This is a genomic window from Enterococcus sp. DIV0901a (genome assembly GCF_051711525.1).
GTDB lineage: Bacteria > Bacillota > Bacilli > Lactobacillales > Enterococcaceae > Enterococcus_B > Enterococcus_B faecium.
Genome location: NZ_JBIOMW010000001.1, coordinates 1,255,778 through 1,270,909 on the forward strand (window position 1 = coordinate 1,255,778; position 15,132 = coordinate 1,270,909).

Genomic DNA, 15,132 nt, shown 5'->3' on the forward strand with positions numbered 1-15,132 from the left:
ATGCCAGATTATCATATAGCAATCGTTAATTCCAGCAGTTTCGGAAGAGTCTTTCCACACCACTTGGAAAGATTAAAGTCAGTTGGAGACGTTCATTTCTTTACTGTTGATCAAGAGATTCCAGGAAAAGAACTAGCGGAGTTACTTAAAGGATTCAATATCATTATTGCAAGTGTTACGCCATTTTTTCGACGAGATTTTTTTGAAAACAAAGATGAACTGCTATTGATTTCCCGACATGGTATTGGTTACAACAATATTGATTTAAAAGCAGCAAAAGAACACCAGACAATCGTATCTATCATACCTGCTTTAGTTGAACGAAATGCTGTAGCAGAAAATAATATAACTAATTTGTTGTCCATGCTTCGACGCACGACACAAGCACAAGCAAGAGTCAAGGACGATCGATGGGAAGATCGGGCGGAGTTCGTCGGTAGGACGCTGTTTAACAAAACAGTTGGTGTGATTGGTGCAGGAAATACCGGAAGCGGAGTAATCGAAATTTTGCGTAACGGTTTTCGCTGTGATGTTCTAGCTTATGATCCTTACAAATCAGATTTATACATCGAAAGCTTTGGTGCAAAAAAAGTAGAACTTCAAGAATTACTGGAACAATCAGATATCATTTGTTTATGTGCGAATTTGACAGAAGAGAACTATCACATGATTTCTGATAAAGAAGTCGATCAGATGAAAGAAAATGTTTATCTATCTAATAGTGCAAGAGGCGCTCTAGTTGATGAAGAAGCGATGATTAATGGTCTGAAAAGCGGAAAGATCGCAGGATATGCCACAGATGTTTTAGAAGAAGAACCGGGACGTCAAGATCATCCGTATTTAGCGTTTGAACAAGTAGTGATTACGCCACATATATCGGCCTACACAAGGGAATGTTTAGAAGCAATGGGTGAAAAATGTGTCAGAGATGTCGAACAGATCAGTCAGCACCTTCTTCCTGAACGTTCTGTCCAGACAAAGAGCAACTATATAAAAGGATGATGAAGAAAATGGTGAACGGTTTAAAAGTGAAAACAGGCCCTCAATTTTATTTATATGAAGAAGGTGGTATTTCAAAAGTTTCTGATCTCTTGAAATCATACGGCGCGAAAAGAGTACTGGTCACCCACGGAACGGTATCATGGGAAAAGGCGCTACCTAAATTAGTATTTTTGAATGACGAAACGATTCAATTTTTTTATCATCGTTATTCTGGAGAATGTAGTTATGCTGAAGCCAGACGAATAGCTACAATCATCAAAAAAAATGAAATCGATTTCGTAGTTGGCGTTGGCGGAGGAAAACTGACCGATCTAGTGGGTTATAGTGCCAATCTTGCAAGAATCGATTTCGGCGTCATCCCTACTTTAGCTAGTAATTGTGCTCCATGGACACCTCTTGCTGTCATGTATAAGGAGAATGGACAAGCAGAAGGGAAAACAGAACACTTTTACAGACAAGCTGCTTTTTTTATAACAGATCCCCAATTAGTGATTGATTCCCCTGTTCCATATTTCATTGCCGGGTTAGCAGATACACTAGCAAAATGGTATGAATCTGAGCTCATCTTAGAACAAGATTTTTTGCAAGATGAATCATTTTTGAAGCTAGCACAAGATACTGCGAAGATCTGCAAAGAAGAGATTTTGAATCATTCTGCTAAAGCAATCCAAGATATGGCACAAAGAAAACTGACATCGGAGTTCAAACAGCTTTCAGAGATTATCTTTGCTGTTGCTGGTTTAGTTGGAGGATTAGGAGATAAATACGCAAGAAATGCGGCAGCACATGCTATGCATGACGCTATCAGTAAATATATTCCGGAAAGCCATCGTTTTCTACATGGAGAAAAAGTAGCGTATGGGATTTTCTATCAACTGGCACTAGAAGGTCGCTGGGAAAAAATAGACGAGTTATATCCTTTGTATCGGGAATTAGAACTGCCGGTTTCTCTAGAACAAATGGGATTATTTCCGAAAGATAAACAGATAATAGATAAAATGGCTGAATTTATTGATTCGAAAGAGAAAGTGCATTTGATTCCTATAGAGGTAACACAGAAATCACTGATACAGTCAATGATGGAACTGGAAGGTTATATCAGAAAGATCTGAAGGAGGAGGACACATGGAAACATTAAGTGTAGTACAAAGTTTGTTGATTGCTTTATGGGTAGCCGCGGTTATGTCCCGCTGGTTAGGTGGAGGAGCCACGTTGACCTTACGTTTTTCTCCTTTGATGACTGGATTAGTCGTCGGGTTGATCATGGGGGAAGTTGCACAAGCGATGATTGTTACAGCCGCTTTGCAAATGATTTATATGGGGGTTTTTTCTCCAGGAGGATCAATGCCAGCTGAACCATCTATTGCAGCAGCTATCGCAGTACCAGTCGCATTATTAGGGGATCTGTCGCCAGAAGCAGCGATTGCCGTTGCGGTGCCAGTCGGATTGCTCGGAAGTTACTTGTATCAGTTTCGTTTTTTTATCAATACTTTTTTAGGTAAATATACAGACAAAGCTGTAGAAGATTTGAATACAAAAGCTATGGCCCGATCAATTATTCTTTATCCAACGGTTGCCTCATTTTTATTATTCGTTCCGCTTGTTTTCATTGCTTTATATTTAGGGGCGCCATTGATCGCTGATGTAATCAAAGCTTTAGAGGGAACAGTCGTTATCCACATTCTTGAAGTAGTAGGTGGAGGGTTAGCGGCAATCGGTATCGCTACAACTGTATACGTTATCGGTCGAAAAGATTATCTGGTCTTTTTCTTCCTTGCTTATTTTATGAGTGTTGTTTTGAAATCTTTAGATATTACGATGGTTACTTATGCCATTTTTGGGATTATTATCGCTTTGATCTTTGTCCAGTCGCAAAAAGGGAAACAAGTACAGCCTGCCACAAGCAATAACAATTCAGCATCTTTTGATGACGAAGATGACTATGATGACGGATTTTAATTTAGGAGGAATGGGAAATGGCTGAAATAATGGATAATCAAACAGGTGCTCCTGAAGAAATCACGAAAAAAGATGTAACAAAAGCCTATCTGAGATGGCATTTTGCAAACGAAATTCCTCACTCTTTTGAACGTTACTTGGCGCCATCACTACTATACGGAATGATGCCAATCTTGAAAAAACTTTATAAAGATGAAGACTCTTTAAAAGCAGCATATAAACGGCAGTTACTGTTCTTCAACACTCAATTAAGCTGGGGTGGCGGTGTGATTACTGGCCTAATGTCTTCTATGGAACAGCAAAGAGCAGAAGAAGAGTATGAAGAAAAAGAGATCTTGATGCAGGATGACTTGATGTATAACACGAAAGCGGGATTGATGGGGGCACTAGCAGGAATCGGAGATGCAATCGATTCAGGAACCGTCCAATATATTTTTATCGCAATCGCGGTACCTTGGGCACAACAGGGAAGTCCTTTAGGCGCACTTTTTCCTTTTATCTGCTTTGGGTTGTATCAGGTTTTACTAGGGGTATTTTTCGCAAGACAAGCTTTCACTATGGGCCGTAATGCTACAGGCCTAATGCAAAACACTGGTGTTCAGACAGCGATTGAAATGCTATCAGTTTTAGGGTTGTTTATGATGGGGGTGCTTGCGGGAAACTATGTAAAAGTAGAATCTTCATTGAAATTTGCGATATCCGGACGTGAGTTTGTTATACAGGAAATTCTTGATCAAATCGTGCCAGGGATATTACCTTTAGCTGTCGTAATGGGTGTGTACTTGTTCTATACGAAAAAAGGATTGAAAGTCACACAAGCATTATTATGGCTGACTGGAATATTAATTGTGCTAGCAGGAATCGGTATTTTATAAAAAGAAGGGAACGTGAATAAGATGGGTGTAGTCAATTTAGCGCGTGTGGATGAGCGTTTGATCCATGGGCAAGTAATGGTAACGTTATCTCAAAAAAGTGGAGTGAATTCCATTTTTGTTGTAGACGAAGTTGTAGCAAAAGATAAATTTATGAGAGATCTTTACAAAAATGCAGGAAGCCGTACAGGACAAAAAACAATTGTCATTACACCAGAGAAAGCTAAATTCTATTGGGATGAATATCAATTTAAAGAATACAATTGTATTTTGATCGCAAAAACAGTCCAAACGATTTACGACTTAGTAAAACACGGAATCCCCATGGAAGAATTGAATATTGGAGGGATTGCTCAAAAAAATCCTGATACAGATCTTTTAGTGACGAAATCTGTTTATTTAAATAAATCAGATGCTGAAAAATTGAAAGAAATGAATGAACAATATGGCGTAAAGAATGTTTATTTTCAAGCCACTCCATCTGCACCTAAAACAGGATTAAAAGATGTATTGAACAAGTTTGATTTGTCATAAACAAATGCTTAGAAAAAAGATAAAGAGGGCGAAAAAATGAAGAAGAACGAGATGTTTCGTGATTGGGAATTTCGTTATCGCTATATTTACCGTAAGCGCCGTACAAAAAAGAGTAAACAGCGTTTTCTTTCAGCATTAGTATCAGATATTTACAGTATGAGAACAGATGTGACAGTCATTGCTTACGATACGCTAGCCTACCGATCAAAAAATATTTATGTTGGAGATATCGAAAAAGCAGAGAAAGTTATCTGTACTTATTACGATACACCCGTTCATGCATTAGGAAGTTATTTCATGTTTGATTGGAAAGACCAAAGGAAAAAAACAATCTACTCTATATTATTGTCCTTCATTTTGTTGTTCAGTTTAGGTTGGTGGGGAATGATGATATATAACAAAAATCCTCATCACGTATTCGATCTGCTATCCGTACAAACAGGTATCACTGTACTAGCATTTGGGAGCTACTTTTTCTTATTGGGAAAAGCAGCTCGCGGATGGCCTAGCAGACAAACTTTTATTCGAAATACTTCATCCATATTAACGATGCTAGAAATGATCCGTACGATTGATGATCCGAGTGTAGCGTATGCGTTTGTTGATGAAGGCTGTTATGGAGAAAAGGGCTTAGACAGCGTGAGATCGGGTATGAAAAAAGAGGCTATTCTTTTTTATCTAGACTCTGTTGGGGCAGATACACCGCTACAGTTTTCGGGAAATTATTTTTCAAATAAAGAACAGTGGCTGAAACAAGTTGATAAGTTGAAAGAAAAAAACGTCAATTATATTTTTAGTGCAAGAAAAAAGCAAGCGCAGTTCTTCTATTTGACCAAAACAGATTTACGAGGGAAAACATTTAATTGGCAAAATGCCAATCAGATTATTGCTCTTTTTCGATAAGTAAAAAGTGCAAAACAAGGAGTGAGAAGACTAATGTTGGAAATCATGATCGTTACACATGGTAAGTTGAGCGAAGGACTGAAAGATGCGGCGGAAGTAATTGTCGGGACATCGAGCCATATTGAAACAATGTGCTTAGAGTCTGGGGAGGACATCCAAACATTCGGAGAGAAGGTCAAAGAAAAATTAACTATGATCAACACAGCAGAACCCATGCTAGTATTTGTTGATCTAATTAGCGCAAGTCCGTACAATCAAGCGCTCTTGGCAGTCAATGAACTGACTGAAGAAAAGAAAGCAGCCACTTATGTCATAGGGGGCGTGAATCTGCCAATGTTGTTAGAAGCAATCAATCATCAGATGCTTCACACACCGATAGAAGAAGCGGTGGAACAAATTGTCAAACAAGGAAAAGATAATTTAACTGTTTGGCATGCTTCAGCGGAAGAAAAAAAATTAGATGAGGACGATTTTTAGAAGGAAGGCTGAAAAGATGAAGTGGGGATTTAGATGGTATGGTGAAAAAGGGGATTCGATCCCATTAAAATATGTTCGCCAAATACCGGGAATAAATGGGATAATTGGAACTTTGCTGACTAAAATGCCTGGAGATGTTTGGGAGATTTCAGAAATTGAGGAGTTGAAAGCATCTGTTGAGAGCCAAGGACTGGAACTGCTTGGAATTGAAAGTGTAGCGATCCACGATGCAATCAAGGCAGGGACAGATGAACGAGATTACTATATTGATAACTATATACGAACAATCAAAAACTTGTCTCGATGTGGGGTTCGATTGATTTGTTATAGCTTCAAACCAATTTTTGGATGGGCGAAAACTGATTTGTTTAATGAAAACAACGATGGAAGCTATTCTCTTTTATACGATCAGAAAATCGTCGATCAGATGGAGCCAGGAGAAATGTATCAATTGATACACAGCCAGTCAAAGGGATTCAAATTGCCGGGTTGGGAAGAAGAACGGTTGAAAAAATTCGCTCAGCTGGAAAAACTGTATGAAGGAATGACCGAAGAAGAATTATTTGAAAATCTGACTTATTTTTTAGAAAAAGTGATTCCTGTATGCGAAAAAGCAGATGTAAAAATGGCTATCCATCCAGATGATCCGCCATGGGAACTTTTTGGTTTTCCTAGAGTGACGAAAAATCTTGGCGACTTGAAGAAAATTCTAAATGCAGTAGATTCTCCATATAATGGACTAACGCTGTGCACAGGATCTTTAGGGGCAAATCCGGAAAACGATTTAGTTGAAATCATCCATGAGGTAGGTTCGCGCATCCATTTTGTCCACTTCAGAAACGTGGAGTTTTTAGGAGAAAGAAAGTTCAAAGAAACGGCACATCCCTCTACAGAAGGCTCCCATGATATGTATCATATTATGAAAGCGTTGGTGCAAGAAGGGTTCGACGGTCCTATACGCCCTGATCATGGTAGAACCGTGTGGGGTGAAGTGGCTATGCCTGGATATGGCCTGTATGATCGTGCAATGGGACTCACTTACATGCAAGGTCTATATGAGGCGATAAGTAAGGAAAAACCACTGGGAGAGCATTATGAATAAAATCAAGCTCTTCATCTTTGATATGGATGGCCTTTTATTAGAAACTGGACGTTTAGCTTATCGTGCTTATGTAAAATCAGCACAAAAGTATGATTATGAAATGCGTAAGGAAGTCTATTATTTACTAACTGGCCAAACAGAAATGGCGATAAGAGAACAAATGGGCATTTTGTACGGAGAAGATGTTCCATATATCAAATGGCGAGAAGCAATCAATCAATATAAAGAAAAAATCGTGAAAGAAGATAAGAGAGTATATACGAAAAAAGGAACAGAAGAAATTTTAGCTTTTGCAAAAGAAAGAGGAATCCATACAATCGTGGCTTCGTCTAATACACAGGTAAAAGTAGAAATGTATTTAAAAATGGAAAATCTATATGCCTTGTTTGATCAAATCATTTCAGGGGATGATGTAAAAAAAGGGAAGCCGGAACCAGAGATCTTTTTGAAAGCTTGTTCAAAAATGAATATTCCTCCAAGTGAAGCACTTGTATTTGAAGACTCGATTGCAGGGATCGAAGCAGCAAGGCGAGCGGACATTTTGTCTTTTCTCATCAAAGATCATTTGATAGGGTTGCCCGATCATAATGGGAAGCATAAGTTGAAAGTAGATGTAAGTTTATATGAATCCAATAAAGCAGACTATGAATTTTATGACCTGCATCAAGCAAAACGATTTTTAGAAAGTAAAGGGTTGTATCTCTAATAAAGAGGACTATTTTCTAGTCCTCTTTATTTATTGTCCTGCACAACTGAGGGAACAGATGAAAAAGAAGTAATTTTTTATTTTGAAGTATCTACCTTATTTGTAGTGAACAATTTAGAACAAACACAAAACGCATCTACTGTTATCTACCAGTAGATGCGTTTAAAGAGAAGAACGAGAATCGTCCATATGAGGGTTTCCACTCCTTATGCAGATTTTTTTAATTCTTGCACTGCTTGTTCGATCGTAACACCTGTCGCTACATGATTGGTATTTTCTTTGTCAAAAACGACAAATAGATTCAAATCTGTATCCAAGGTTACTCGATATTGTATATCTTTGTTATAGAATGTCATAGCCATTCTCCTTTCTTTAAATACTTGCTGAAAGGCAACGAACGCGTTGATAACGAAATTCCATTTATAAGTATACCACCAATTGAAAGGTTTTCATAGTTAAGAAATTTTAAAGTCAAAAAGCAAATAAACAAGAAAAAAAAAATGAATCAAACGCGGTTATCCAACTTTTTTATTTCTTCGAAGACTACAAATTTTATATTTCACTACATTATCCTTGTGTTATTAGAAAAAGCATGATATATTAAATGAGTAATCTATTTTGAAACGTAATTTGAGCGATATATCTACATAGATAAAACTCCTTTTGCCTATCAAATATTTATTGCAACGAAAAAACGTACATTGATACGTATCAGGAGGAATTTATTTATGAATAACGGTACAGTAAAATGGTTCAACGCAGACAAAGGTTTTGGCTTTATCACTGGTGAAGATGGAAATGATGTATTTGCACATTTTTCAGCTATCCAAGGTGACGGCTTCAAAACTTTAGAAGAAGGCCAAGCAGTGTCTTACGATGTTGAAGATGGTCAACGTGGCCCTCAAGCAACAAACATTGTTAAAGCTTAATAAAAATTGACTTTTAACCGTCTTTTCTTTCGAAAAGACGGTTTTTTTGTACGAAAAAATTCATTGGTCGTTGAATAGGCTGAATAGTAGTGTATAAAACAATTTTGTGGAGCGTGAGGCTTTTATGGTAGAGGAAAATACGAATAAAGTGATGTTGATAAAAAGATTCCTATCTTGAATATGAAACGAGATGTCTTGAAAATGAATGAGTTTGACCAATCATTATCCTATCGAAATTTACAGTTTCGTTCGATTGGTCTGTCAATTAATGAAAAAGTAAAAAAGAATATGTTCTAGGAAGAGGGCGGCACATCTACATTTTTAAGTAACGGACAGTTCAAATATCAAGCATTGAAAGAGGCTATCCTACTGTTTGAAGGAATACGAGTATATAAAAACGACAAAGAGGAAAAAGTAGTTCATTAAATCCCTTCAAGTGATGAAAGAATGAGATCTAATAAAACCTGATCTTTCATCTGTTTTTTTAATAACGTAATAATTTTTTTATTTTTTGTGCTTTCGCCGTTATTGTAGAGTGATTTAGCATTCTTATTTTTAAAAATAACTGTGTTACATATTAAAAAAGGCATAATAGTTATAAGTTTTTTTAAAGAATATTTAGAAATTATTAATTTTCGTCTGAAAACAAAAAAAGAAAGCGTTATTATTTTAGTCTATTTTCAGGGGGGAACCTTATGATAAAAAAACTATTTTTACTATTAATATTAACGCTAGCAATGGCAGGTTGTTCTGACTCTGGCTCAGCAACTGAACTGATCACAAAATCAACTGAAGCCACGACAGAGGAGTTAAAATGTGGAAACGATCACAGTGACTACAGAGGCTTAAATCGACGATGCATGGGAATATTAGGCAGAAGCAATTGTAAGCATCGATGTAGTAATCGAAGAAGGTGTAGAAGAAGCAACAGAAAAATCAAAAGAAAGATCAAAAGAAGCAATCTGTGCTGTGCATCGTATACAGACGTCGAAGATGCGGTACTTTTAAACCACGTCAGGAGATGTTCATTTATGTCTAGGGAAGCTGGCGATGAACCAAAACTAGAGTACGCTTTTAGTTTTGCACGTGAGGATGAAGATAACCTTAAAACTTACGACATTTTAGCTTGATCTAAGATGGTTAAAGCTTTTTAATGAAGTAAGAGGAGATAGAAGGCTTTTCTAGTTATATTAGGTAAGATAAATTCCTTTTTGCTCCAAATTTGCTAAACATTCTGCTAGATAAACTTCATCGTGTTCCGGATAAATCGGCACGTTGCGCTCTACAGTAGGTAAATCAAAAAATGCTTCGCATGATTTGCCACGATACATAGGATTTTTCCACTCTGGTGCTGGGCTGTAACCACGTTTTTCCATTTCATCCATGACAAGCTGATGATATTGGAATAATCTATAAGGAGAATAGTGAAAAACATAATCCACAGTAGCATGTTTCTTTCCCCAGCCATTTCCTCTTAATGCACAGCATTCCCGATGTTGTCCTAAAAGCTGTTGACGAGGAAGCTTTGAAATCAATTTTTCATGCCATAATCGCATAGAAATGTCTCCTTTATATATAGATTGTTAACCTTAGACGTTAAATGAAAAAACCAGCAACAAGGCTGGAAAAAATCACTTCAGTTTGCTTGCTGTTTCTGAGCGACCAATTAGGTAATCAACGGAAATATCGTAAAAGTCAGCGATATAGATTAATTCAATGATGCTTGGAATTTCTTCTCCTTCTTCGTACTTACGATATTTGAATAAAGGAATACTTAACGCGCTAGAAACAGCTACTTGAGATAAAGATCGGCCAGTTCTTAAGAAATTCAGACGACAACGTAAAGTATCCAGTAAAATAGCTTCTTCGATACTCATTTAATCACCTTTCATTATAGTAGAATAGTTATAATGACTATAGAAAGCTACACATGCAATCAATAGTACTCAATGTTTTTTATTTAAACGTATCAAATAAAGAATGACGATCAATAAAGACAAAACCAGTCCTGATAATTCTTTTATAAAAACACTATCGGGTTCAAAGTAGTTGTAATTAAAAACTTTCCACATAAAGTAGATAGCCGGAAGAGTCAAAATAGCTAAATAAAACCGTTCTTTGTTCCAATTCATAAGATAAACAATACTTGCGACCAGTGCGACCGCAGGCACCCAAAACAAAACTCTCACCAACGTAATCATGTAACGGACTCCTCAACGATTCATATAATAAAAGATAACATGTTATTGCATACATCACAAATGAAATGCTAGGAAAATAAAAGAAGAATAGATCAATGAAAAATGAAAAAGCAGAACAGTTTTCTGCTGATAAGCAGGAACTGTTCCGCTGAATGTGTCTTATCTATCGAGAAAAAATCAATGGATTGATATCTAAGTAATTCAATACATATAAAAAGAGGACGATCGCATTCACTAAAAAGGAAAGAATGATGATCCCATAGCGAATGGAAACATATTTAACAAATACTTTTGTTTGAATACGGGCATATCTTTTTCCTTTATAGCTGAGCATCATGACAAGAAGCAAAAGGGTAATCACACCTTGAAAAATCATTCCAATAAACAGAATTCCTGAGGTTTGATAATTTAATTGGAGAAAATAAGCTGCTGCCGCAACTAAATCGAATAAAATCGCAATAAATGGCAAAATAATCACTCCTAACATTGAGAATAAATAAAAGAATAACATTTTTTCTAAAATAAGCAAATAAAAATTAAAGTAACAAAATAGTTATGACACAAGTAAAAGAAATAAGAATAACAATATTATTTTACTTATATTTTGGAACTTGCGAGAGTTTATCATCCGTGCTATAGTTGAAAAGTAACAAAAATAAATTTTATTTATGATGTACCTTTAGCTCAGTTGGTTAGAGCAGACGGCTCATAACCGTCCGGTCGTAGGTTCGAGTCCTACAAGGTACATAAGAGGTTGTGAAATCAGCGTTTTGACCTGAGTATTAGAGAAACAAACGGAAAAATAGTTCCTCGTATTTTGCCGTTTGTTAAGCTAATACCGAGGGTCAGCTGATTGAACACCATTTAAGAAAGAGGTCGTGAGCCTTCCGTTTCACTATGTGTCATAAAAAAGCCAATCTACTTTGATAGAAAAAGCACGTAGGACTAAAACAGTTCTGCGTGCTTTTTTTATTGTGTGTTAAATATCGTAAATGAAGATAGATATTTTTATGATTCGACGATAGAGACGTTGAAATCTTTCAACAGCTCTAAAGCGGATTCTCCGTGTTTTCTACTGGAGACTAACATTGGATCAACAAAAAAGTCTGCTTCAGGAAAAGCACTCTGCAGGCCTATCAGATTAGAGAGTACACACAAGTTTGTTTCAATCCCGACTACTTCGATCTCTTTTTGTTCTTCTTTGCTTTCAAATAAAGTTTCCTTGATTTCAGCTAAAGTTTCAGGTGGAATCGTAAAGTAATACTTTTTAATCACTCGTTCATTTTCTTGTGGAGAAAGAAGAGGGATCAATTGCAAATCTTCTCGTTCTTCTTCTTTGTCCTTCAGTTCAACTGGAATATCCCGTGTGAAGAGAATATATTCATTATTTTGGCGTGCTTTAGCTAATCTTTGAGCAATACGTTCTGCCAATTGATCTGACTCTGGAATATAAAATTCGCTGTTTGGATAAAGAATATGATTTTGCATATCAATAATAACTAACATTTTCTTTCCTCCTACATTCATATCGTCATTTTATTCTTTTTAATAAAAGTTTTTTAAAATATAAGCAACACCAGCTTCTTCATTCGTCAGCGTTACTTGGTTTGCAATTTCTTTTACTTGTCGCTGTGCATTCCCCATCGCAATACTCAACCCGCTGTAATTCAACATAGCAATGTCGTTTTCTTGATCGCCAAAAGCCATGATGTCACTCGATTCGATTCCAAGGTAATCCGCCAGAAAAACAAGTGAATGAGCTTTAGTGATACCTGTAGGCGTGATTTCTAAGAAATGCGGATCAGAGAATACTGATTGGATACCATCTGCTTGCAGATCTCTTTGTAGCTTCTGTAGTTTTTCTTCACTCTTATCTGTTAATGCTAATTTAAGATAGCTAAGAGAAGGATCTTCCAACATATTTAAAATTTGATCAAAAGAATGGTTCTGTAAATTGAAATGTTCATAATAAGGGTCATCTTTGACTAGATTTGATTCATCGAATGTCAGCTGATCATCTTGGGTTTCTCGGCTAGCAATGATGGATATTTTCGCTTCTTGAGCATAGAAGAAGGCTTTTCTCAGTGTATCGCTATCTATTTTTGAACGTCTGAGAACTTTCGCCATTTTTCCATCCTTCATTTCAGCAATCAGTGAACCATTGGAAGAAATCAAATAGCCACCGATTCCTAATTCGGAAAAAATATCTTTAGCAGAAATGCTGTTCCTTCCGGTAGCGACGGTTACGATTCCGCCATTTTCATCAAATTTCCGAAGTGCTTGGATATTTTCTTCTGGTATCTTTCCATTTCGATCAAGCAAGGTACCGTCTAAATCAATCGCTGCTAGTTTCATTTTATCTTCCTACTTTCTTTTTACATATCTATTTTTCTGTTACCTTAAGATTAAATGAGAATTTAAAAAAATGAAACTAACTTGCTTTGTCATTATGAATTTTTTCAAAAAACATTCTTAAGAAAAAGGTGGCTATATATAGTAGTTTTTGGTCAATACCTTTGAATAAAAAGCCATGAAAAACGAATAGTTAGCGCTTACTAATGCGTTTTGTGATAAAAAATTTTTAAAATATTCAATGAAAACAAAGCATATATTTTGCTTTAAAACCAAATGAGGAATATTCTAGATGTAGAACAGGTTAGAAAAAGATTAGAAAAAGGAGTGATTTTGATGGAGAAGAGATACGGCGTAGTTCCTGTGGTAACTGCTTCAGACGAAAATTATGCTCCTTACTTGAGCGTGATGATCGCAACTGCATTAGAAAACTGCAATAAAACAAGACGCATAAAATTTTATGTGATTGACGATGGTCTATCAGAATATAGTAAAGAAGGATTGGAAGAAACGGTAAATAAATATTCAAGTAATGCAAGTATCCAATTCCTGACAGTGGAAAAAGATATCTACGAAGACTTCCTAGTCAGTGACCATATCACAACTACCGCTTACTTAAGAATTTCTTTACCAAACTTATTAGCTAAAGAGGATTATAAGAAAGTCCTTTACTTAGATTCAGATGTGTTAGTACTAGACGATATCGTAAAACTATATGATGAGCCGTTAAATGGAAAAACAATCGGCGCTATTATCGATCCAGGCCAAGTGAAAGCTTTGGAAAGATTAGGAATCGATTCCGATGACTTGTACTTCAATTCAGGAGTGATGGTGATTGACATTGATCAATGGAATAAAAAAGAAATTACAGAAAAAACTATCCATTACCTCAGTGAAAATGGCGATCGAATCATCTATCACGACCAAGATGCTTTGAATGCTGTACTTTATGAAGATTGGGAACAACTTCATCCAAAATGGAACATGCAGACTTCGCTGATTTTTGAACGTCATCCAGCACCAAATGAAAAATATGAACGTCAGTATAGAGAAGGAAATGAAAAACCTTCGATCGTTCACTTTACAGGACATGATAAACCTTGGAATACGTTGAAAGATCATCCGTATACCAATTTATACTTAAAAAAATTAGCACACAGTACTCTAACGAAAGTAGGCGAGATCAATGAATAAAAAAGAAATAGCAGTAGTCGCAAGTTGTAACACAAAATTCGTACCACATTTAGCTGCATTATTTGTCTCAGTATTAGATAATTGCAACCCGTCTAAATTTGTTCGGTTCTATGTGATTGACGATGATATCGATTTTGAAAGTAAACAGCTTTTACGCTTCTCAGTGAAAAACGCACGAATGAACTCAGATGTGGAATTCTTGAAAATCAATAAAGAATTCTTTACAAATGTGGTAATCAGCGATCGTATTCCAGAAACAGCTTATTATCGTATTGCGATTCCGGAATTGTTCCGCGGCACAGAAGTTGAACGTATCTTATATATGGATTGCGACATGATCGCTTTACAAGACATCTCTAAATTATGGCGTCTTGATTTTGGGGATTCAATCGTAGCAGCTGTTGAAGATGCAGGGTTCCATCAACGACTGGAAAAAATGGAAATTTCAGCTAAATCAATGCGTTATTTCAACTCAGGTTTGATGCTGATCAATGTGAAAAAATGGTTAGATGAAAATATTACGCAAAAAGTATTAGATTTCATCGAACATAATCCAGAAAAATTACGATTCCATGACCAAGATGCATTAAATGCTATCTTACATGACCGTTGGTTACCACTTCATCCGCGTTGGAATGCACAAGGCTATATCATGGCAAAAGCAAAAAAACATCCAACAGCAGCAGGTGAACGTGAATACGAAGAAACTCGCAACAATCCTTACATTATCCATTTTTCAGGACATGTGAAACCGTGGAGCAAGGATTTTGAAGGGCCAACGAAGAAATATTACGAAAAATATGCAGGGATGACGGCTTTCCGCTGTGTAGCTAAATTCCCTAAATATCCAAAATACGCAAAAGTTCAACCAAAAACAGATGTAGTTGTTAAATAATAGAAG

The 15,132-nt window shown here is 36.4% G+C and carries 19 protein-coding genes and 1 tRNA gene; 13 read left to right on the forward strand and 7 right to left on the reverse strand.

Annotated elements, in window-relative coordinates:
• The 9 genes from IGL70_RS05970 to IGL70_RS06010 all read left to right on the forward strand — a co-directional run bounded on the left by IGL70_RS05970 (position 1) and on the right by IGL70_RS06010 (position 7,555).
• Complete coding sequence (locus tag IGL70_RS05970) at positions 1–1,002, forward strand: D-isomer specific 2-hydroxyacid dehydrogenase family protein (protein ID WP_002296641.1); 1,002 nt, start codon at positions 1–3, stop codon at positions 1,000–1,002.
• An 8-nt stretch (positions 1,003–1,010) separates the two neighbouring features.
• A complete protein-coding gene (locus IGL70_RS05975; RefSeq protein WP_002300139.1) occupies positions 1,011–2,114 on the forward strand; it encodes an iron-containing alcohol dehydrogenase family protein in 1,104 nt (367 codons plus the stop codon).
• 13 nt (positions 2,115–2,127) lie between these two features.
• Positions 2,128–2,961, forward strand: coding sequence for a PTS mannose/fructose/sorbose/N-acetylgalactosamine transporter subunit IIC (locus IGL70_RS05980; RefSeq protein ID WP_002296646.1), 834 nt, complete (start codon positions 2,128–2,130; stop codon positions 2,959–2,961).
• A 17-nt stretch (positions 2,962–2,978) separates the two neighbouring features.
• Positions 2,979–3,836, forward strand: a complete 858-nt coding sequence (locus IGL70_RS05985) for a PTS system mannose/fructose/sorbose family transporter subunit IID (RefSeq protein ID WP_002296647.1) — start codon at positions 2,979–2,981, stop codon at positions 3,834–3,836.
• Between the two features lie 21 nt (positions 3,837–3,857).
• Positions 3,858–4,367 (forward strand): PTS system mannose/fructose/N-acetylgalactosamine-transporter subunit IIB, encoded by a 510-nt coding sequence (locus IGL70_RS05990; protein WP_104873884.1) that lies wholly within the window; start codon positions 3,858–3,860, stop codon positions 4,365–4,367.
• A 549-nt stretch (positions 4,368–4,916) separates the two neighbouring features.
• Positions 4,917–5,270 carry a hypothetical protein gene (locus tag IGL70_RS05995; RefSeq protein WP_002321678.1) on the forward strand — a complete coding sequence of 118 codons (354 nt, stop codon included), beginning with the start codon at positions 4,917–4,919 and terminating at the stop codon, positions 5,268–5,270.
• Between the two features lie 33 nt (positions 5,271–5,303).
• Entirely contained in the window at positions 5,304–5,747 is a 444-nt protein-coding gene (locus IGL70_RS06000) for a PTS sugar transporter subunit IIA (protein ID WP_002296653.1), read from the forward strand.
• 16 nt (positions 5,748–5,763) lie between these two features.
• Positions 5,764–6,849 (forward strand): mannonate dehydratase, encoded by a 1,086-nt coding sequence (gene uxuA, locus IGL70_RS06005; RefSeq protein WP_104873885.1) that lies wholly within the window; start codon positions 5,764–5,766, stop codon positions 6,847–6,849.
• The gene (locus IGL70_RS06010; RefSeq protein WP_104858873.1) at positions 6,842–7,555 is read left to right on the forward strand and encodes an HAD family hydrolase; all 714 of its coding nucleotides are present in this window, start codon (positions 6,842–6,844) and stop codon (positions 7,553–7,555) included. Before uxuA ends, IGL70_RS06010 begins: the two co-directional genes overlap by 8 nt.
• A gap of 206 nt (positions 7,556–7,761) precedes the next feature.
• Here IGL70_RS06010 and IGL70_RS06015 read toward each other — a convergent pair whose 3' ends face one another.
• Positions 7,762–7,911 (reverse strand): hypothetical protein, encoded by a 150-nt coding sequence (locus tag IGL70_RS06015; RefSeq protein ID WP_002296658.1) that lies wholly within the window; start codon positions 7,909–7,911, stop codon positions 7,762–7,764.
• Between the two features lie 372 nt (positions 7,912–8,283).
• Here IGL70_RS06015 and IGL70_RS06020 point away from each other — a divergent pair, with 372 nt between their 5' ends.
• Positions 8,284–8,484 carry a cold-shock protein gene (locus IGL70_RS06020; RefSeq protein WP_002293303.1) on the forward strand — a complete coding sequence of 67 codons (201 nt, stop codon included), beginning with the start codon at positions 8,284–8,286 and terminating at the stop codon, positions 8,482–8,484.
• 1,190 nt (positions 8,485–9,674) lie between these two features.
• On the opposite strand, the gene IGL70_RS06025 is transcribed toward IGL70_RS06020, so the two are convergent.
• From IGL70_RS06025 to IGL70_RS06040, 4 genes are all read right to left on the reverse strand, one after another.
• Positions 9,675–10,040: a TIGR02328 family protein gene (locus tag IGL70_RS06025; RefSeq protein WP_002296662.1), complete on the reverse strand. Its 366-nt coding sequence runs from the start codon at positions 10,038–10,040 to the stop codon at positions 9,675–9,677.
• A 75-nt stretch (positions 10,041–10,115) separates the two neighbouring features.
• The gene (locus IGL70_RS06030) at positions 10,116–10,361 is read right to left on the reverse strand and encodes a helix-turn-helix domain-containing protein (RefSeq protein ID WP_002296663.1); all 246 of its coding nucleotides are present in this window, start codon (positions 10,359–10,361) and stop codon (positions 10,116–10,118) included.
• A gap of 69 nt (positions 10,362–10,430) precedes the next feature.
• Positions 10,431–10,685 carry a hypothetical protein gene (locus IGL70_RS06035; RefSeq protein WP_081156679.1) on the reverse strand — a complete coding sequence of 85 codons (255 nt, stop codon included), beginning with the start codon at positions 10,683–10,685 and terminating at the stop codon, positions 10,431–10,433.
• A 163-nt stretch (positions 10,686–10,848) separates the two neighbouring features.
• Complete coding sequence (locus IGL70_RS06040; RefSeq protein ID WP_002321681.1) at positions 10,849–11,172, reverse strand: hypothetical protein; 324 nt, start codon at positions 11,170–11,172, stop codon at positions 10,849–10,851.
• A 186-nt stretch (positions 11,173–11,358) separates the two neighbouring features.
• On the opposite strand from IGL70_RS06040, the gene IGL70_RS06045 reads away from it, so the two are divergent.
• Positions 11,359–11,432, forward strand: a tRNA-Ile gene (locus tag IGL70_RS06045).
• Between the two features lie 261 nt (positions 11,433–11,693).
• On the opposite strand, the gene IGL70_RS06050 is transcribed toward IGL70_RS06045, so the two are convergent.
• On the reverse strand, positions 11,694–12,191 hold the full coding sequence (locus IGL70_RS06050; RefSeq protein ID WP_104873896.1) for an isochorismatase family cysteine hydrolase: 498 nt from the start codon (positions 12,189–12,191) through the stop codon (positions 11,694–11,696).
• 39 nt (positions 12,192–12,230) lie between these two features.
• Positions 12,231–13,040, reverse strand: coding sequence for a Cof-type HAD-IIB family hydrolase (locus tag IGL70_RS06055; protein WP_002296669.1), 810 nt, complete (start codon positions 13,038–13,040; stop codon positions 12,231–12,233).
• A 333-nt stretch (positions 13,041–13,373) separates the two neighbouring features.
• Between IGL70_RS06055 and IGL70_RS06060 the strand changes: the two genes are divergently transcribed.
• A complete protein-coding gene (locus IGL70_RS06060; RefSeq protein WP_104873897.1) occupies positions 13,374–14,231 on the forward strand; it encodes a glycosyltransferase family 8 protein in 858 nt (285 codons plus the stop codon).
• Positions 14,224–15,126: a glycosyltransferase family 8 protein gene (locus tag IGL70_RS06065; RefSeq protein ID WP_002298674.1), complete on the forward strand. Its 903-nt coding sequence runs from the start codon at positions 14,224–14,226 to the stop codon at positions 15,124–15,126. The genes IGL70_RS06060 and IGL70_RS06065 overlap by 8 nt, the downstream gene beginning before the upstream one ends.
• Positions 15,127–15,132 lie beyond the last annotated feature (6 nt).